Origin of the sequence: Nostoc sp., assembly GCF_036917235.1 — a bacterium.
Taxonomy (GTDB): Bacteria; Cyanobacteriota; Cyanobacteriia; order Cyanobacteriales; family Nostocaceae; genus Nostoc.
On record NZ_JBALDU010000033.1, the window covers coordinates 155,835 to 174,890 of the forward strand.

Genomic DNA, 19,056 nt, shown 5'->3' on the forward strand with positions numbered 1-19,056 from the left:
TTGCTTCAATCTCATGCTTTTAAGCGTGGGATTAAAACAAAGATGCCTTCATACCTCGTACCTTCTGGCTTTTGAATGCATTTTTCATCAAAAAACAACTCTAGCAACATAGGTACAATCAATATGAACTTTAAACAATTTGGTGTATTACTTTCTATATCTACAATTCTTGGACTCAACGTGATTACGACCAAGGTTTTGGCTGACGAGCCTAGTATTACTTTTGGAGAAGCACTAGGGTCTGGTGGATGTATTGTTGACGATCAGCTTGCTGGAGAGGATGGTAGAACCTTATCGCTCGTCTTGGATAACTTTAGTGCATTCAGTGGTGCCCGTAAAAGGTGTATTTTACGCGTTCAAACTTTTATTCCAAGTGGTTTCATCGTCCAAAATGTACAAGTACTGTACCAAGGCACTACTGATATTGATAGCAAGAGTAAAGGTACCAGTTTAAACAGAACTTATAGCTTTAGTGGTGGTGCTTTTGGTCAAGCTGTAGCTCCCCCTAAAACTACCAAGTTTACATCTAGTAAGGCATTTGCGGAGCAAGATGAGATTACTGTTCTAGCTGCTTCAGGTTTATGTAGTGGTGGTGGGCAAGGACTATTAGGTATTAATCTGATTGCACAATCCTCATCAGGAAGTTCTATTTTCGTTGATACAGCCGATATCAATGCTGGGGATGTGATACTTTCTTTTGACCTAAAGCGTTGCGACTAGTTGCTTTTAGCGATTCTGCGGATAGATGGTGATACACCGCACCAAATTCCAACTTTAGTGGTCTTCAATGAGTGGGAGATTTAGACACACCACTCATTGAATCTACTGAAGGTATTCTTCTTTAAAATTACAAATATTCTGTTGATGGAGAATAAGATGATGTTGAGATTAAGTGATGCACGTAATTTTTTCATGTTAATGTGCTTGTTTTTTTTCTATTGTTATGATGCCAATTCATCTAGCGCTGCTGCTCCAGTAAACAACCAGCCACGATTTTCGGTTAATAGGGGATGTAATATAACTTTCAATCCGCAAATAAGTCAGTTTACGCTTCGCGCTCCTATAACTGTAAAGGGACAATCGTCAAGGGCTAGATGTATCATTAGAATTGATACCTCTAATACTCAAAAGCAATTTAGGCTCGTGCCTTTAGCTGTCAAAGGTGTAGTAAAGAAAGCACCAGCACGAGTAGCTATCACATCATTTTTACTTGGCGATAAACCAACTCCATATGAAATAACATATGGAAGTGCTAGTAATTTTGATTTGACCAAGCAAATACTTCCAACTAACTATACAAATACAGGAAAAAGTGTTTTAGGCATTAATTTAGTATTAACAACAACCGGAGGCGAATTAGTGTTGACAGATTTCAAGTTTGCAGTTCAACAAAAATAATAAGCTCAATTTTGAGGGATGCTCCCCAATTCTGATGACGTTGCGTTTGCGATAAGGTGCTGTCAATATTGGCAAAGGCAGCGAGAACTGCAAAGTCAGTATCTTTGTGGAAGTCAGTAATGATATAGGACTCATATCTGATTTTTGAACGAGATTTTAGATAAAACCCTTATAAAAGGGGCTTTTCAGTCTCAATATGTTTTCAGAAATCAAATCGGAGTCCTATATCAGTACCTTGTTTAAGTTATTATAGTGACGACTCCGTGCGTAAGTGCTAATTCCAATTGCGGCGGAAATGGAAGAAGCTTTCTAAAAAGTCTTGCAAAGGAATGTTGGTATTTAACTTTTGCTTACTCCACTCTCTTGCAGTTTGTTCCAGAATTTCTGAGAAACTGGGATAGGCAGGAGATAAATTTGCTAGATGTTTGACTTTAATTTTTTGTGATATTGCCAAGGCAATCAAATTAATTAATTCTCCAGCTTCTGCCCCCAATATCGAAGCTCCCAAAATTTCCCCATTGCGTAGCACAATAAATTTACACATACCAGTGGTTTCATCCCGAATTTGGGCTGCTGCCACTGTTTTAAAATATTGTCGCAAAACTAAAATTTTATCTCGGCTAAATAGGTGTTTTGCCTGTGCCTCTGTCAAACCCACTTGCGCCAGCATCGGCACAGAAAACATCGCCCAAGGAATTGAGGAATAATTTACTCGTAATCTAGGGAAAAATAGTGCATTGTTCAAAGCAATTTTTGCTTCGTAATTAGCGATATTGGCAAAGTCGTAACCACCAATTACATCACCACAGGCGTAAATGCGGTGGTTAGTGGTTTGCAGTTTATCATTCACCACTAAGCTACGACGATGCCATTTCACACCTACTGCTGCCAAATTTAGAGATTCAAGATTCGGCTGTTGTCCAGTCGCCACTAGAATTTCATCAGTTTCAATGGCTTTATCTCCTGCTTGAATCCACTTTTTATTTTCAATTAGCCTCACCTGAGTTACTGGTTTTTCGGTGAGGACGCGCACACCTTCTACTTCTAACTGCGCCTGAAGCAATATGGCTATCTCAGGGTCTAGATATGGAAGAACATAAGGATGCTTGACTACCAGCGTCACACTGCAACCAAATCTTGCTAAAGTTTGAGCAATTTCAATGCTTTGGGGAATTCCACCGATAATTACCCAATTTTTGGGTAATGTCGTTCCCTGGAAAGATTGCCAAATATTAGAAAGAGTTAGATAGCCAGTGGTTTGTAATCCTTCAATCTCAGGAATTTCTGGACGCGAACCACTAGCCAGCAAATAAGTACGGGCGCGTAGTAGGCGATTGTTAACGGCAAAAGCCAATTGGGGTGAAGATTGAAATTGACCACTGCCAACGATGATATCGACTCCCTGTGCGGCTAGGATGGCTGGGGAATACTGTTCTTGGAGATTTGAGGCGACGCATTGAGCATACAGCATCGCTTCTTGCCATGCCATAGATATGTGGCATTCTTCTGAGGTATCAGTGTGTGTGGCATGAATACCAAAACCAGCGGCATCCTTCAACTTCTGCGCTAGTTTACCAATTTCGGTAAGAGCATGGTGATGAGCAAACCCATAGTCTACTTTGGGTTGTACTAGGGCAACTGTAGCACGTAGTTGGGTTGCAGCAAGTGCAGCATAGTATCCAGCAAGACTGCCGCCAATAATTACAACATCGTAGTCAACGGTCACGTGAATTTAGATTAGAGTTAGGAGTTAAGAGTTAGGAGTTAGGAATTAAGAATTAAAAATTAGCAGTTAAGAATTAAAACCCTTTTTTAACTTATAACTCCTAACTTATAACTTATAACTTATAACTCCTAACTCTCTTTTAGCGCTGTTAGTAAGCGTTGGTTATCGGACTCTTCACGTACAGCAACCCGGAAAAAGCGATCGCCTAGTTCTTTAAAACTAAGGCAATCGCGGATTAAAATCTGGTGATACTTGAGTAATTGTTGCTGTAACTGGGAAGTAGATTCTTGGGACTCAACCAGTAAAAAGTTAGCAGTACTTGCTTGGGGTTGCAATCCTGGGATTTCAGCTAAACCTTGAAACAGCTGGTTTCGTGCAGGTGGTAGCCATGCCCAAGTTTGCTGCTGAAACTCCGTATCTTGGAGTGCTGCAATTGCCGCCGCTGCCGCTAGTGTGTTTACAGGCCAAGGATCTCGCCATAGCTGCCATTTAGCTAGGCAGTCAGGATGTGCGATCGCATATCCTAATCGTAGTCCTGGGAGACTGTAAAATTTGGTCAGCGATCGCAATACTACTAAATTCGGATATTCCTGCACCACCGGAATCAGGCTTTGTTCCTCATTGGGCGGCACAAAATCCATAAATGCTTCATCCACCACAACCAAAGCAAATTGCTCCAGGTAGGGCAAAATAAAGTCTCGTGTAAATAGTTTTCCGGTTGGGTTGTGGGGATTATTCAGCAATAGTCCTTTGTCCTTTGTCCTCTGTCCTTTGTCAAGGAATAATGACAAATGACCAGTGACGCCACGTGCTTCACTTGGGGAGACCCCAAGACCGCAGTGGCTCACCAATGACAAAGGACACTCCAGTACTTTAGCGTTGTACGCTGCCAAGGTTCGGTAGTAGTCGCCAAAGGCTGGAGTGATTAAAATTGTCGCGGCTAATTGAGCTAATTCCCTACCGATTAAAGTGAGTAATTCTGCGGAGCCGTTACCCGGCAGAATCCACTCAGACGGCACTTGATGGAAGTGACTGAGAGCTAGTCTCAGTTCACTATAATTTGGGTCTGGATAGTGCTTAAGATTACCAATTTGGGACTTAATAGCAGCGATCGCGCTATTTGGAGGCCCCAATGGGCTGATGCTAGCAGAAAAATCCAGAATAGCATCAGGGGAACAGCCAGCCAGTGCTGCTGCCCAGGCTAAATTTCCCCCGTGTGCAGGTTGCCGCATTAAAAAAGGGTTCCCGAAGACAGAACCTATGCTTTTGGGGGTGCTACCTTTTCTCTAAACAGTTTTCCTGCGGAGAAGGCAGGAACCCTCGTCGCTGGAATTTCCATTTTTTCATTTGTTTTCGGGTTGCGACCTTCACGGGCTTTACGTTCCCGTGATTCAAATGAACCAAATCCCACCAATGTCACCTTATCACCAGAGGAAACCGCTTCAATAATCGTTTCCAAAGCGGCAGTTAAGACTGCATCCGCTTGTTTCTTGGTAACACTAGCCTTTTCAGCTACGGCATCAACTAATTCACCTTTGTTCATGTCAAACTCCTGAAGGTTTACTTGAGATTTCAGTACGGATGCACATTAATACATTCGTATTGAAATCTTTGTTCGCAGAAATACAAAAATCATCCTTTGGGAGTATTTTTACTCAAAACGGCTGTACATCCCATCGGCTCGACTTTTCAATGAATCATTCTAAGGTGTTGTAGCCTGATGTGGATAGATGAAACCATTAATTTATATAGATTTCAGGATTTTTTGTAATTTTAGAGTACTTGTTCCACTAAAAACCACCCCAAAAGTAGGAAAAAATACCTAGTAAATCCCGCAATTGCCAAGAAAACAGGGAGTGGGTAGGTGGAAGATGGTCAATGTTTATTGGCATTCATTACCGATGTTGAAGAGTTATTGCTGAGATTAAGCAATTTTTATGGAAATTGAAGGCTCAGATTCCCGATTTCTCTAAAAAGTCGGAGATTTTACTCACTTTTGATCTAATGTGGAAAATCCAATGCAAAATTTAACCCCATAGCAAGCTTCTTTAGTAGGGAAGGGTTAAAAATTAAAGCTTCTCCGCTACAAGGCTATCCATTAGTCACATCTTTCTTAACATTTATCGTGGCGATGCCTACGGCGGTAAACTACGCTGCGACAATTTCTTCTGGTGCGTTGGTTACGTGTAGCTTGCTTCGACCGAGGAGTACGATGAACATAGGCACTCAACAATTGGATACTTCCAGTTAAAAAAACTCTGCGCGGAGAATTCTGTGAACAAGAAGATCCTAGGACTTACGCATTGACAGAAAAGCCGAAATGACACGTATGCTTTCAAAGCTTTTAGCTAAATTTTTCAACTATCTTTTTGTGATGCCTGCGGCGGGCTACGCCTACGCAACTAATAAAGGGTGGTTTGGAAAAGGCTGAAACGACCTATTTACGTTAATACACAAGATAATTAGTTTGTACAGTGCGTAAGTCCTAGATCCCCAACTTCTTTAAGAAGTTGGGGATCTGAGTCTTTAGCAAAGGTGACTCACCTACTGATTATCTTTATTATCTGCCAGGAACCTTCAACCCACGACGCTCAAGGATTTGCCGCACTTCAGGGCTAGGGGCGTAGTTATAGCCGTAGGAGGAGTTCTCAGAGTCATCCATAATCTGAGGTGTAAGCAACACAATTACCTCTTGACGCTGATTATTTCTGTTTGTACTTCTAAATAACGAACCAATCAGTGGAAGATCGCCTAAGATAGGAATTTTGGAGACAGCTGTCCGTTCTTGGTCTTGAATTATACCACTCAGGATTAGTGTCTGACCATCTCGTAAGCGAATTAAGCCAGAAGTAAGAGAGCGCTCAGACACTAAAATAATTTGTCCATTTCCTGTATCTGCTGGGGCGGAAGGAGCGCTGACAGTAGGGGCAACCGATAAAGAAACAAACCCATTATCGTCAATCCGCTCAATTTTTACACTCAAGGTTAAGCCAACTTTTTGTTTCTCAATTGTTCGTTCTGTCCTAGAACCACCAGAAGTATCCGTTGTTTCGAGGGTTATATTTCCGACTACTTCTTGAGTCAGATTCACCAGAGCCTGTTGACCTTCTTGCACAATTAAGGTTGGGTCGGTCAAAATTTTCGCATTGCCATTTGTAACCTGAGCCTTCAAACTAGCGAGAAGACTTTTGGTAAACCGATATGGTGATGCAATAGTGCTAGCAACATTATTGATGATCGGTGTACTAGTCAAGCTATTTCTTGATTCATCACTAGTAGCTGGTCTGGCTCCGCCAAAATTCAGAGAGGCGACACCACCATCATTGCTAAAGTAGTTGTTACCAACCCCAAAAGAAAAGCTAGTGTTGTAGTCTTGAATGTTCGAGAGGTTGACATCAATAATCTTGACGTTGATTACCACTTGACGACGGCGGATATCAAGCTGAGTTAGTTGAGCCATCGCAATCTCAATGAGTCTAGGAGAACCAATTAAGGTCAGGGAATTGGTGCGCTCGTCTCCTAACGCCTGTAAACCTCTTAATAATGGGCTAGAGTCTTTAAAATCAACGCGTAGAGGTTGAACTTGGGTTTCTGTAGTCGTCTGAGTTTGGGTGATGGGAGCAGCCGCATTACCCACAGCCACAGCACTAACGCTAGTAACTTGTCGTTCGCGGCTGACGGCACTTTCTGCTCCCAAAGCGACCAAAAAATTCAGGGCGACTCCTACCGTAACCTGATTGAGTCGCATACTACGCATAACCATGTCACGCGTTGCATTAGGTAATTTAGCCCCGACAAAAACTGTACGACCACTGCGGTTAGCTTCTAAACCACTCAGGCGCAAAACGTAGTTAAATACATCTTGCACTGGCTCATTTTCTATATCTAAAGAAATAGTTTGAGAAACTGCTGGTGTATTAGCACCGCCACCTGCCTGACCTCCACCAGCTTGCTCACCTCCTACGTAAGCTAAGTTCAAACCAGCAGCACGGGCAAGCAATGATAAAACCTCACGTACTGGGGCATCTCGCAGTACTAGACGAGGTACACGTTCCTGAGTTGCTAAGTCAACGGTGCTAGGAGAAGCATCGGTAGCGGAAATAGCAATATCTCCCACTGGTGGGGCGACGGCTCTAGGTAAGAACGGTGGAGCCTGACTTAGAGTTTGACCTGGCCCAGCAGCTTGTGCAGGTTGTCCGTCAATGGTGACTTGGGGGTTAGGAACGAGAACACCTGGATTTTGACCAGGTTGGGCTGGAGTAGTAAGGGGTGGTGCTGTGGATATTGGGGCTGTTGGCGCTGTTGGCGTTGGCGCTGATGCTGTAGTGCCTGTTGAAGGGCTAAAGCTGAGTGTAATTCCATTTGGCGATCGCATTACAGGTTGACTGCCAGGTGCATCGTTACTGCCAGTTACCGTCACTCGAACACTATTAGCATCAAGCTGACTAACCTCAACAGATGCAATTCCTGGTGCTGGGTTATCTTGACGAAAACTATTACCTTGTGGTAATCGTAATTGAGTGTTGATAAGATCAGCGACTAAAGCCTTGCCTCTTTTTGTAGTGAAAACTTGGGGGCGTGACCCAGAAGAAGTTTTCAAAGCAACGCTAATTCCACCATTAACTGGATTTAACTGGACATTAGTAACTTGACTAATTTGTGCCCAAACTGGTTGAGCCGCCAAAAATACAAAAGCGGCAGTACCTAAAATAAAACTATTACCGTGAAGCTGTTTCACAGTTCATTCCTCACCTTATAAAACCCTGTTTACATACAATTTTGATTAGGCGGTTAGAAACCGCACGCCAATTGCTTATGGGGAAACCCCATTGACGCCAGCTTCTTCCTGTGGGAGAAGACCGCGCTTTGACTACACAAGACTTTACCCACCTACCCTGCAAAAACGCCAACGACGAACATGAGTTTCTAAACCCTCAAATTATTTCCTTAGTTTGCGGGAAGGTTTGTCTACGCTTGTGTAACCGCGAATTCTATTCGTCCTAGCTCTAATTTGACTACTTTTTCGGGGCAGCTGTAGCAGCAGCTGCGGCTATTTCTTCTGGACTAAGTGGCATCAATACCTGTAACTGGAATGATGTATTAATCGCTGCTGGGCCTACCTGCATCGGCGTTTTATCTAATGGGGATCTTGTCTCTGCTGGAGCCAAAGTTGCTTGATAATCTTTAACTATTAACAAAGGCTGTAACCGCTCAATGTTACGAATTATCGATTGTGTTTGTTCATAAGTTGCCGTAATCTCAGCGCTGATAGTACTGCGTTGTAGCTTGCCGTTAACCCCTATTCCTAGACTTCCATCGACAATCGGTTCTGGTTTTTGGGAAATCGGCACATATCTCTTCAGCTTGGCTCTTACTGCATTAATAGAAGTTGCAGTATTACCAGACTCAATTAAGCGGTTCAAATCCAACAGTAATGTATCTAAGGTTTTTTCGTTAGCAAATAAACTTAAAACCTGAACTTTTTGCTGCTTTGCCTGTGCTAGTTCGTCTTTAACTTTGTCAATCTGTTTGATATTGGCTTTTTTTTGCTCAATTTGCCCTTGCAGTTCAGTGCTTTTGGCTTGCTGCTGCTGATAGCTTTCCCAAGCTGGCATTAGCAGGTTTAACAATATATAACCTGCTCCTGCTAAACCAATTACCCCCACCAAAATCCCAATAATTTTTGGTGTGAAAGCAATACCAAATACCACACGTGGGGCTGGCCCTGCCTGATCGAATTCCCCACCTTGTTCGGCAAAATTTAAATCATCACTCAGCGTCATTTTGAAATGACTCCTGTTTGTTGCATATTACGAATTCGAGTTACTAACCCCACTGTGCCTTTTTTTTCTAATTCTCGAATTAATTCCGACGCTGGAACGTCGTTCATGCTCGATTGAATAGTGTATTTAACTACTTGAGGTGGCTTAATTACTACATCAGTAGAAGATTGACTCGCACTTGGTGTTAAGGGAGCATCTACTAACGTTGCTGTGAGAATTCTGGTTTCTGTGGGCTTTAAAAACTGAGACTGTTGTAAACTCAATAAGAAATCATTGACATCATTAAAGGAACGAGCCAATCCGTTAATTTCTAATCCCCCGGCGGGATTATTTGGTGGCTGACCTGCCGCTACTGCAATAGGTGGAATTTGCTTGATGTTCTCGATTTGCACTGCCGTTGGAATGCGATCGCGCAAATCTTGCAGCATTGCTGACCAAGGACGAATCTGGTCAAATACAGTTACTAAAGCTTGGGTTTCTCCTTTAATTGCGTTTGCCTCGGCTTTGATTTTGTTAATATTTCCTATTTCTGTATCTAACCTCTTGCTTTCTTGGTCTAGTTGTGCAATCTGACCATCTAATTCAACAATCTTCCCTTGCAGCAACCACCAACCAACTCCTAATAAAGCCGGAACACCTATACCTACTGCAACTCCCACATACAGTAGTGTCAAATCCCCCGTAGGAAATTTTAGAGCTATTCCTCCCTTTCTCTCTGGCTTTTTCTGGAATGCTGGGCGGTCTTTAAGAAAGTTAACATCTAGGCTGTACATTTTGTTACACCTCCCGCATTCCTAGACCGAGTACAATCGCCAAGCCAGAGCGTTGTACCTGTGGATATTTATCAGTGTCAACTTCCAAAGATAAAGACCCGATTGGATCTATTTGGCTAGTTGGCAAACTCAATCGTTGAGTAAAAAATTCATCTAGCTGTTGAAGTCCACCTCCTGGTCCAGCTAATAAAATCTGCGCTACCTCCAAATTTTCACTTTGATTCAGATAAAAATCGATGGAACGGCGCAGTTCATCCGTTAGTTCTCCCAAGACTCTCAATATGGCAGCCATGCCAGGATCGAGTTCGGTAACGCCAGTTTTACCGCCGTCTATGGGAGTTGCAGGAATAACCATTCCGTGTAACAGTTCCATATCTCGTGATGTAGGTAAGCTCATTGCCCTTGCTAAGGCAGTTTGCATTTGATAAGTCCCGATTGGGACTGTGCGCGAAAATTGCGGCACTCCGTTAACGATGATGGCTATTTCTGTACTGTCGAACTCGATATCAACTAGTACTGCTGCTTCTTGCGGCCCAAATTGTCGCAGTTGTTCGCGAATAGTCCGAATCAGAGCAAAACTGTTAATTTCTAAAACATCAATGTGTAATCCTGCTTGCTCGAAGGTACTTATATAGGTATCCGTGATCTCCTTGCGGGTGGCAACTAGGAGGACGTGTACTTTTTCAATGCCATCTTCATCTACAAAATACCCAAGTTTCTGATAATCTACATCAGCCTCTTCACGAGGATAGGGTAAATACAAACCTGCTTCATGGTTCAGCACCATTTCTCGCAGTTCTTTATCGTCTAACTCTGCTGGCACTGGTATAATCCGAACGATAGAATCTCGTCCTGGTACACCAGTAGCAACGTGAGAAGTTTTGATTTTGCTCTCCGCTAGGGCTTGCTGGATTAATTGCGCCATTGCTGGAGGGTCGCTGATTTGACCATCGATAACTATCCCTTCTGGAACTGCTACCGATGTATAGATTTCTAGTTTCAAGCCTTGACCCTGCTTGCGTAGCTGAACAACATTTACCCGTTCGGGAGCAAGTTCAATGCCTACCCCTTTTTTCGATTTGCCAAACAGACTATTGAAGCTTTTTACCACAGTTGTGCCCGCTGGACTGCTAAATTGAAAATTTAAATTTGTTGCAGTAAAGGCGTTATATATTACGTCTTTACGGGTAATTTATTTAGCCTATAATCTCAACAATTCTGTCTAAGCTTTTCACACCGATCAAGCGTAAAAATACTGGGAAAATGATTCAATTGCGAAAATTTAAACAACTTGTTGCTTTGGTACTGCTTGGCTTATTAACCAGTTGGGTTGTAAGTTGCAGTACAAGTAACGTTAATACAAGTACAAAACAAGCTACTTCAGGAGCGGGAACTGTTGAGTTTTGGACAATGCAACTCCAACCTCAATTTACCGACTACTTCAAAAGCCTAATTGCGAATTTTGAATTGCAAAATCCAGGTATAAAGATTAACTGGGTTGATGTACCTTGGGCGGCAATGGAGAACAAAATATTAACAGCTGTCTCCGCAAAAACGCCACCTGATGTAGTTAACTTAAATCCGGGTTTTGCTTCCCAACTTGCCGGACGAAATGCTTGGTTAGATTTAGATGCGAAAGTCCCGAATGATGTACGTTCCTCCTATCTGCCGAATATATGGGAATCTTGCACGCTTAATGGCAAGAGTTTTGGTATTCCCTGGTATCTCACCACACGGCTAACCATTTATAACACTGATTTATTAAAACAGGCAGGTATCAATAAAGTCCCTGCAACCTACGCAGAATTGGCACAAGCCGCGCAACAAATTAAAGACAAGACGGGTAAGTATGCCTTTTTTGTGACTTTCGTACCGCAAGATTCCGGTGAAGTGCTGGAATCTTTCGTGCAAATGGGAGTCACCTTAATAGATGCTGAGGGTAAAGCGGCGTTTAATTCAGCACAAGGAAAAGCCGCGTTTCAGTATTGGGTAGACTTGTATAAAAAAGGGTTGCTTCCTAAAGAGGCTTTAACCCAAGGACATCGCCACGCGATCGATTTATACCAATCTGGAGAGACTGCGTTTCTAGCTTCTGGACCAGAGTTCCTAAAAACGATCGCTAATAATGCCCCAAAAATTGCTCAAGCTTCAGAAATAGCACCTCAACTCACTGGTGACACAGGTAAGAAAAATGTCGCGGTGATGAACATAGTTATTCCCCGCGATAGCAAACAACCAGATGGCGCTCTGAAGTTTGCTTTATTTGTCACTAATGACAAAAATCAGTTAGCTTTTGCTAAAGCTGCAAATGTCCTACCTTCTACAATCAAAGCATTATCTGATACTTACTTTACAAATGTTCCAGCTAATGCTTCAACAATAGAAAAAGCACGAGTTATGAGTGCTAAAGAACTGCAACACGCAGAAATATTAACTCCCACTTTGAAAGATTTCAACAAACTGCAAAAGGCAGTTTACGAGAATTTGCAAGCAGCAATGTTAGGACAGAAAACTGTAGATAAAGCTATAGAGGATGCGGCGCAAGAGTGGAATCAAAGATAAATTCGTAATTCGTACCTCGACTTCTCTACGAGACGCTACGCGTAGCTTGCTTCCCCGAAGGGGTACGCTCGGCAACCTAATTCGTAATTCGTAATTCGTAATTCGTAATTCGTAATTCGTAATTCGTAATTATGATTTACGAATTATATTGGTGGTTGCCAAAAACTCGCCTACCAAATAAAGGGAACCACACAAAACGATTAAATCATCTGTGGTGGTGGTTGAGGTTGCAGCTTCTAGTGCTGTGAATAAATCTGGATGGATTTGGCGATCCCTTAATTCGGCACAAAGGCTGTAAGCTAGGTTTGATAAGTAGTTTAAGTCAGCGGAAGTTCTACCGGCCCAAGGTTCTACTGGTATTGGCACTAAATAAAGGCGATCGCCTGGTCGCAGTAAGGCGGTAAAAATATCAGCATGATCCTTATCGGAAAACATTCCCATAACCCAATTGACTGGCTCATGGTTAACTGCGTCTAAACTATCGACATACTGGCGGAGAACTTGGGCTGCGGCGATATTATGAGCTCCATCAAGTAATAATTTATGGTTTTTCCAAGTAGTCCATTGCATCCGCCCCGGCCATTTAGTTTTAGCCATACCGTTAGTTATGGCTTCTTCAGAAATCTCCCAACCCTGTTGTTGGAGAATTTCTAAAGCGGCTAAAGCCAAAGCTGAATTAGTTAACTGAATTTGTCCCGCTAAGGGCAAAGGGTATTTAATTAATTTTAAATTTTGAATTTTGAGTCGCACCTTTGGTGCGCTAGAAGCGCAACCTGAATTTTGAATTGTTTCATATTCTGCCCATCCTGTAGCGATTTCACGGGCGGGTTGAGGCGTAAAAATTGGGCATTGTAATTCTAAGGCACGCGATCGCACCACTTTGTCTGCCTCTGGTGGTAATGGCCCTACCACAACGGGACATCCAGGTTTGAGAATACCTGCTTTTTCTCTAGCAATATCAGCGATGGTAGGGCCAAGTTGCTGCCAGTGTTCGCGGCTAATGGAAGTAATGAGCGTAACCAAAGGTTCCAAGCAGACATTAGTTGCATCTAAGCGCCCTCCTAGTCCGACTTCTATCACAGCCACATCAACTTGTTGCTGGGCAAAATATAACCAAGCGGCCGCCGTAATTACTTCAAACTGAGTTGCCGATTCGTCATCAGGGCGAATAACCGCTTGGACTTTTTCTAATAATTGACTCAATTCCTCAGAGGAAATTGGCTGTTCATTCAGACAAATACGTTCCGTCCAATCAACTAAATGGGGGGAAGTGTAGCGTCCTGTACGATAACCAGCCTCAGTGAGTACCGAGGAAAGATAGGCACAGACTGAACCTTTGCCATTAGTGCCAGCAACATGAATTACTGGGACTTGATGATGAGGATTGCCAAGATTTGCCAATAGATTGACAATGCGATCGAGTCCCAGATGGACACCAAAGCGTTGTAGGGGTTGTATTACAGAATCGATGTTCAAGGAATGGGACTAGGGAGTGGGGAGTAGGGAGTGGAGACAAGGGGACAAGGGTAATAATCAATGCCCAATACTTCGGCTTTGCTCAGTACAAGTGCCCCGTGCCCCATACCCAATAACCGATTAATGAATTTAAGCTTCTCTATCCAAAAAGCCTTGAATTTGTCTTAAAGCCGCAGCGCCAATATTAAACACTGCCCAGCTAGCGGCAATGGCAACTGGTGCTAAAACGATCGCTATACGAAAATCGATATCCATATTTAGAACCCCTCTCTTAAGTAGAAATTAAAGTTTTGTCAACAGCTCTCATTTTTATTTTTAGCTGAAGTGGGCAATTTTTCCAAATACAAATGTAAAGAATGTTTAATCTATGGGGTATTGGGCACTTGTACTGAGCATTCGCGTAGCGTCTCGTAGAGAAGCCGTTGGCGCAGCCTCTCGTAGAGAAGTATTGGGCATTAATAATTATTTCTTCCTTGTTCCCCTGCTCCCCTGCTCCCCACTCTCTAAGCCTTGCTAAAACCAATATCAGTACCCTTACCAGCATGAACTAAAGCTAACTTTTGGTAGCGTTTAGCGTGTTCAATCAGTTCTGCGGCTTCAACATTTGTTACATTACGTAACACTTTACCAGGAATACCGACAACTAGGGACAAAGGCGGTACATTTTTAGTTACCACTGCGCCAGCACCAATAATGCTACCAGCGCCCACTCGTACCCCGTCTAAAATCACTGCGCCAATGCCAATCAAACTTCCACGCTCAATGTAAGCAGAATGTACTACAGCACGATGCCCTACGGTAACATGATCTTCTAAAATTGTTGGAAAACCAGCATCACCATGTAAAATTGCACCATCCTGAATATTTGTGCATTTGCCAATTTCAATCCGTTCTACATCTCCCCTCACCACTGCTCCATACCAAATGCTCACTCCTGTTGCTATATTTACCGAACCCATAACAACAGCATTGCCCGCAATGAAGGCAGCTTGAGAAAAATCAGGAGATGTCCAGTAAGAAGCGGTAGACACGATAGAATATGAATATGGTACCCAGGAACACTGGAGAAACTCCAACCTTTGAGGCTGGTTGCACAACCAGGATATCACAGCGTCAAGCCTCTACGCTGAGGAAAACACTAGTGAACAATGTTCCTGCCGCAACACCGTGTCTATGCAGCAGTGAGCAAGTAACTCAAAGTGGTTGAGCCGAAGTGTATAATCCAACCCACTAGTGCTGGTGAAGACAAAATTATGTTTGTACGCACTTCATGATGAATCCAGGTTTGCAGTACCCGATGTTTGGGCCGGAAATACAGTGTCCCCATTGTCGCCAGACTATTCCGGCGCTGACACTTACAGATACCTATTTGTGCACTCGTCATGGCGCGTTTGAAGCTAATCCTAAAAATGGAGAGTTAATCCATTTGCAATCGGGGCGTCATTGGCGGAGGTGGAATAATGAATGGTATAGACAACATACTCATCCTGATGGTATTCGCTTTGAAATTCACGAAGCATTAGACAAGCTCTATACCCAAGGCTTTCGAGCAACACGAGTGATTATTGCTCGACGCTATCAGGAATTGATGAGTGGCTATTTAGAACGCAGCACGCCTTGGCGTTCTGGACAACCAGAAGCTAGTGCTGCGCGTTTGTACGGCTTACCCGTGGAGTTTAGCCCTGAGACTTCAGAAGATGACTGTTGGGAAGTGATTAATTTTGACTTGGAAAAAGAGCCTGGTGTCCCTGTACGCTACCCTTATTTCAGGTTGTTTGAGTAATGGTCATTAGTCATTAGTCATTTGTCATTAGTGAATAACAAAGGACAAAAGACTAAGGACTAAAGACTAAGGACTAATATGCACCACGCCTCTATTCGGACTGCGAATATTCATCGAGCGATCGCTTTCTACGAACTTTTAGGGTTTACAATCTCAGAGCGCTTTACCACAGGCTACACCCTAGCTTGCTGGATGGAAGGATTAGGCGGCAGAATCGAACTGATCCAAATTCCCGAACCAAAACCAGCCTCAGATGCGTTTGCTGACGAACATTATGTAGGGTATTATCATCTCTCGTTCGATTTAACTGAGATGACACCAGATTTACCTAGCTGGTTGACAAGTTTACAAGAACGTGCATTAGTAGCTGCTGAGAGTCAAACTCAAGGATTAGAACCGTTGAAGGTGCTTTTAGAACCGACACAACAGCAAATAGGCGATCGCATTTACGAAGTGGCTTTCATTGCCGATACCGATGGTTTACCTCTGGAATTCATTCGGGTTTTAGCAAAACTCCCATAATTTAGCTTTTTTATGATCTTTGTTGCTAATATATTGTTTTTCTGTATTGTTACCGAAGTCACAGATTTTTTTGCCAGATTAAAGTGTAGTCAATCACAAAAACAATTATGTAACTTAATTTACAGATAAATCTGCTAAATACATGGATGGAGTTTCCAAATTTTATTCTAAATTTTATAAATATCCCTTGCCGTTATTACTTTTAAGTTTATGGCTAGTAGCTGTTTTTTTGTTGAGCGATCGACCTGCTCATAGCCAACATCCAGTTATATCTACTAACAAAGAAAAATATCACTCAACCTTGCTAACAAAAAGAATAATGCCCTCAACACTGACAGAAAATGTCCGCAAGACAGTGCTGGAGAATGGTCTAACTGTGCTGACAAAGGAAGTGCATACTGCGCCAGTGGTGACGGTGCAGGTGTGGTACAAGGTTGGCTCGCGTAACGAAGAATCGGGCGTGAATGGCATTGCCCACCAATTGGAACACATGATGTTTAAAGGTACAAAAAACCGTCCAATTCAATTTGGACGTTTGTTTAGTGCTTTAGGTAGTGATTCCAATGCTTTTACCAGCTATGACCAAACTGCATATTACGGTACTGTAGAACGAAACAAGCTGAAAGCGCTCTTGGTGCTGGAAGCAGACAGAATGCGAAATTCCCAGATTGAGCCGGAGCAATTAGCGAGTGAAAAGCGGGTAGTAATTTCCGAGTTGCAGGGTTATGAAAATAGTCCAGAATATCGTCTCAATCGCGCTGTCATGCAAGCGGTGTTTCCGAATCATGCTTATGGGTTGCCAGTAGGTGGCACTAAAGCTGATGTCGAGAAATTTGAAGTTGAGCAGGTAGAAAAATATTACCGCAATTTTTACAGTCCCGATAATGCTGTCTTAGTGATTGTTGGAGATTTTCAAATTGCAAACACTCTCGAAACAATTAAAAAGGTGTTTGGTAAATTACCGAGGCAGGGGGCAGAAGGCAGGGGGCAGGAGGTAGGAGTTATTTCTTCTTCATCTCCTTCATCTCCGATAGTGTTGCGAGAACCGGGAGCAGGGCGGCTGTTACAAGTTGTGTATCCGCTACCGGATGCAAATCAACCGGATGTCCCAGCGCTGGATGTGATGGATTACATCTTGACAGAGGGACGGAATTCTAGACTTTATCAGGCATTGGTAGAATCAGGTTTAGCTAGTGAAGTTACAGCATCCGTCACCAGTTTGCGAGAATCTGGCTGGTATGAAGTATTGGTGACGGCTGGAGCTAAACAAGATTTGAAAAAAATTGACTCAATGTTGAGTAGTGCGATCGCCAATGTAGCAGAAAAAGGTGTGACATCTGAAGAAATAGAACGAGCCAAAACTCAATTAACAGCAGATGTAATTTTGAGTAATCGTGATATCACTTCTCAAGCAATGCGATTGGGGACTGATGAGACAACTGTTGGTGATTATCGCTACACAGACCGCTATTTGGCAGCTGTTCGTTTGGTGAAGCCGACGGATGTTGTTGCTGTCATTAACAAATATCTGACAAAAGAAGCGCGGACAGTTGGCTTTTTTGAACCAACCCAGAAGCGGATAACAGAAGTAGCTGACAAACCACACTCAGCCCAAACTACAGAAAATTTCTCTCCTGGCGCACCTGTGCTTTTTTCTGAGGTGATGAAATACTTACCACCTGTGGATTTGGCTACAGATGCGATTGCCCAAGTCTTACCCCAGGAATTTAAATTGACTAACGGATTGCGGATATTACTGTTACCCGATCGGAGTACTCCCACCGTTACCTTGAGCGGTTATATTCAAGCTGGGACGGAATTCGATCCAGAGAATAAAGCTGGATTAGCTGCTTTTGTGGCAGATAATTTGCTAAATGGCACTAGGAGCAAGGATGTTTTAACTATTGCTAAAGTCTTAGGAGAACGAGGGGCAAGTCTAGACTTTCAAACCTACCGCGAAGGTGTGCATATCGAAGGTGATAGTTTATCAGATGATTTGCCGATACTCCTGGAGATATTGGCAGATGTTGTGAAAAATAGTAGCTTTCCAAGCAAAGAGTTGGAACTGCATCGCCAGCAAACTTTAACTGATTTGCAACAAGAATTAGATGAGCCATCAGAAGTAGCCAGAAGAGTATTTGTTCAGTCAATTTATCCGAAAAAACACCCCTTACATACTTTTCCCACAGAGGAGAGTTTACAGCAGATTCAGCGCCAGGATGTGATTGATTTCAAAGCTAAACATTATCGTCCAGATACAACAGTGCTAGCGCTGGTGGGAGATTTCGATCTAGACAAAGTGCGATCGCTGATTAAAAATAAGTTTGGTGATTGGGAAGTTAGCGGAAAAGCACCCACATTAAAATATCCCCCGGTGGCAATGCCGGAGAAAATTGTGAGTGTCAACCCAGTTTTACCAGATAAAGCCCAAGCTGTAACTTATATGGGTTACACAGGCATTAACCGTTACGATCCTCGGTTTCATGCAGCTTTAGTATTGAACCAGATTTTAGGAGGCGATACCTTATCTAGTAGACTAGGTGCAGAAGTGCGCGATCGCCAAGGTTTGAGCTATGGAATTTATAGTTCCTTCCAAGCTGGGAAGAATGTAGGGACATTTTTAATTGAGATGCAGACTAGTCCTGAAGATAGCAGTAAAGCGATCGCTAGTACCCGCCAGATGCTACAGCAAATCCATCAACAAGGCGTCACAGCACTGGAAGTAGAAACAGCTAAACGCACTCTCATCAGCAACTACAACGTTTCCCTAGCAAATCCAGAGGAATTAACAGATAGAATTCTAATGAATGAGGTGTATGGACTAGATAAAGTAGAATTGCACTCCTTCACTGATAAAATCCAGAAAGTCACCCTTGCCCAAGTTAATCAAGCGGCTCGTGAGTTACTCCACCCAGATCGAATCGTAGTCGTTACTGCTGGGCCATCTGTGTTAGCAGAGAAAAGTATTAGGTAGAGATAAGGCACTGGGCATGGATAATATAAAGAATAGGTAAAGTGGTTTTCCCCGCTACC

Annotated in this window: 16 protein-coding genes; 6 read left to right on the forward strand and 10 right to left on the reverse strand. The window is 42.9% G+C overall.

The window, feature by feature from the left end; translation table 11 throughout:
• Positions 1-123: 123 nt before the first annotated feature.
• On the forward strand, positions 124-720 hold the full coding sequence (locus V7K44_RS11075; RefSeq protein WP_334931328.1) for a DUF4360 domain-containing protein: 597 nt from the start codon (positions 124-126) through the stop codon (positions 718-720).
• A gap of 156 nt (positions 721-876) precedes the next feature.
• Positions 877-1,398, forward strand: a complete 522-nt coding sequence (locus tag V7K44_RS11080; RefSeq protein ID WP_334931330.1) for a hypothetical protein — start codon at positions 877-879, stop codon at positions 1,396-1,398.
• A gap of 274 nt (positions 1,399-1,672) precedes the next feature.
• Here V7K44_RS11080 and V7K44_RS11085 read toward each other — a convergent pair whose 3' ends face one another.
• From V7K44_RS11085 to pilM, 7 genes are all read right to left on the reverse strand, one after another.
• Positions 1,673-3,124 carry a dihydrolipoyl dehydrogenase family protein gene (locus V7K44_RS11085; protein ID WP_334931332.1) on the reverse strand — a complete coding sequence of 484 codons (1,452 nt, stop codon included), beginning with the start codon at positions 3,122-3,124 and terminating at the stop codon, positions 1,673-1,675.
• A gap of 128 nt (positions 3,125-3,252) precedes the next feature.
• Positions 3,253-4,356, reverse strand: a complete 1,104-nt coding sequence (gene cobD, locus V7K44_RS11090) for a threonine-phosphate decarboxylase CobD (protein WP_334931334.1) — start codon at positions 4,354-4,356, stop codon at positions 3,253-3,255.
• 26 nt (positions 4,357-4,382) lie between these two features.
• A complete protein-coding gene (locus V7K44_RS11095) occupies positions 4,383-4,667 on the reverse strand; it encodes an HU family DNA-binding protein (RefSeq protein ID WP_010998076.1) in 285 nt (94 codons plus the stop codon).
• A gap of 1,017 nt (positions 4,668-5,684) precedes the next feature.
• On the reverse strand, positions 5,685-7,862 hold the full coding sequence (locus V7K44_RS11100; RefSeq protein ID WP_334931336.1) for an AMIN domain-containing protein: 2,178 nt from the start codon (positions 7,860-7,862) through the stop codon (positions 5,685-5,687).
• Positions 7,863-8,139: 277 nt separating this feature from the next.
• Entirely contained in the window at positions 8,140-8,907 is a 768-nt protein-coding gene (locus tag V7K44_RS11105; RefSeq protein WP_334931338.1) for a pilus assembly protein PilO, read from the reverse strand.
• On the reverse strand, positions 8,904-9,680 hold the full coding sequence (locus tag V7K44_RS11110; protein WP_334931340.1) for a PilN domain-containing protein: 777 nt from the start codon (positions 9,678-9,680) through the stop codon (positions 8,904-8,906). The genes V7K44_RS11105 and V7K44_RS11110 overlap by 4 nt, the downstream gene beginning before the upstream one ends.
• Before the next feature lie 4 nt (positions 9,681-9,684).
• On the reverse strand, positions 9,685-10,791 hold the full coding sequence (pilM, locus tag V7K44_RS11115) for a type IV pilus biogenesis protein PilM (RefSeq protein ID WP_334931341.1): 1,107 nt from the start codon (positions 10,789-10,791) through the stop codon (positions 9,685-9,687).
• A gap of 152 nt (positions 10,792-10,943) precedes the next feature.
• Between pilM and V7K44_RS11120 the strand changes: the two genes are divergently transcribed.
• On the forward strand, positions 10,944-12,242 hold the full coding sequence (locus V7K44_RS11120) for an ABC transporter substrate-binding protein (RefSeq protein ID WP_334931343.1): 1,299 nt from the start codon (positions 10,944-10,946) through the stop codon (positions 12,240-12,242).
• Between the two features lie 129 nt (positions 12,243-12,371).
• On the opposite strand, the gene V7K44_RS11125 is transcribed toward V7K44_RS11120, so the two are convergent.
• The 3 genes from V7K44_RS11125 to V7K44_RS11135 form a co-directional block, all read right to left on the reverse strand.
• Positions 12,372-13,718, reverse strand: coding sequence for a bifunctional folylpolyglutamate synthase/dihydrofolate synthase (locus V7K44_RS11125; RefSeq protein WP_334931346.1), 1,347 nt, complete (start codon positions 13,716-13,718; stop codon positions 12,372-12,374).
• 129 nt (positions 13,719-13,847) lie between these two features.
• Complete coding sequence (locus V7K44_RS11130; RefSeq protein WP_292747505.1) at positions 13,848-13,973, reverse strand: photosystem II protein Y; 126 nt, start codon at positions 13,971-13,973, stop codon at positions 13,848-13,850.
• 248 nt (positions 13,974-14,221) lie between these two features.
• Positions 14,222-14,749, reverse strand: a complete 528-nt coding sequence (locus V7K44_RS11135; protein ID WP_334931349.1) for a gamma carbonic anhydrase family protein — start codon at positions 14,747-14,749, stop codon at positions 14,222-14,224.
• A 242-nt stretch (positions 14,750-14,991) separates the two neighbouring features.
• On the opposite strand from V7K44_RS11135, the gene V7K44_RS11140 reads away from it, so the two are divergent.
• The 3 genes from V7K44_RS11140 (at position 14,992) to V7K44_RS11150 (ending at position 18,997) form a co-directional block, all read left to right on the forward strand.
• Positions 14,992-15,501 (forward strand): TIGR02652 family protein, encoded by a 510-nt coding sequence (locus V7K44_RS11140; protein ID WP_442940680.1) that lies wholly within the window; start codon positions 14,992-14,994, stop codon positions 15,499-15,501.
• Between the two features lie 78 nt (positions 15,502-15,579).
• Positions 15,580-16,023, forward strand: coding sequence for a VOC family protein (locus V7K44_RS11145; RefSeq protein ID WP_334931353.1), 444 nt, complete (start codon positions 15,580-15,582; stop codon positions 16,021-16,023).
• Between the two features lie 142 nt (positions 16,024-16,165).
• Positions 16,166-18,997, forward strand: a complete 2,832-nt coding sequence (locus V7K44_RS11150; RefSeq protein WP_334931355.1) for a M16 family metallopeptidase — start codon at positions 16,166-16,168, stop codon at positions 18,995-18,997.
• The last annotated feature ends 59 nt before the right edge of the window (positions 18,998-19,056 follow it).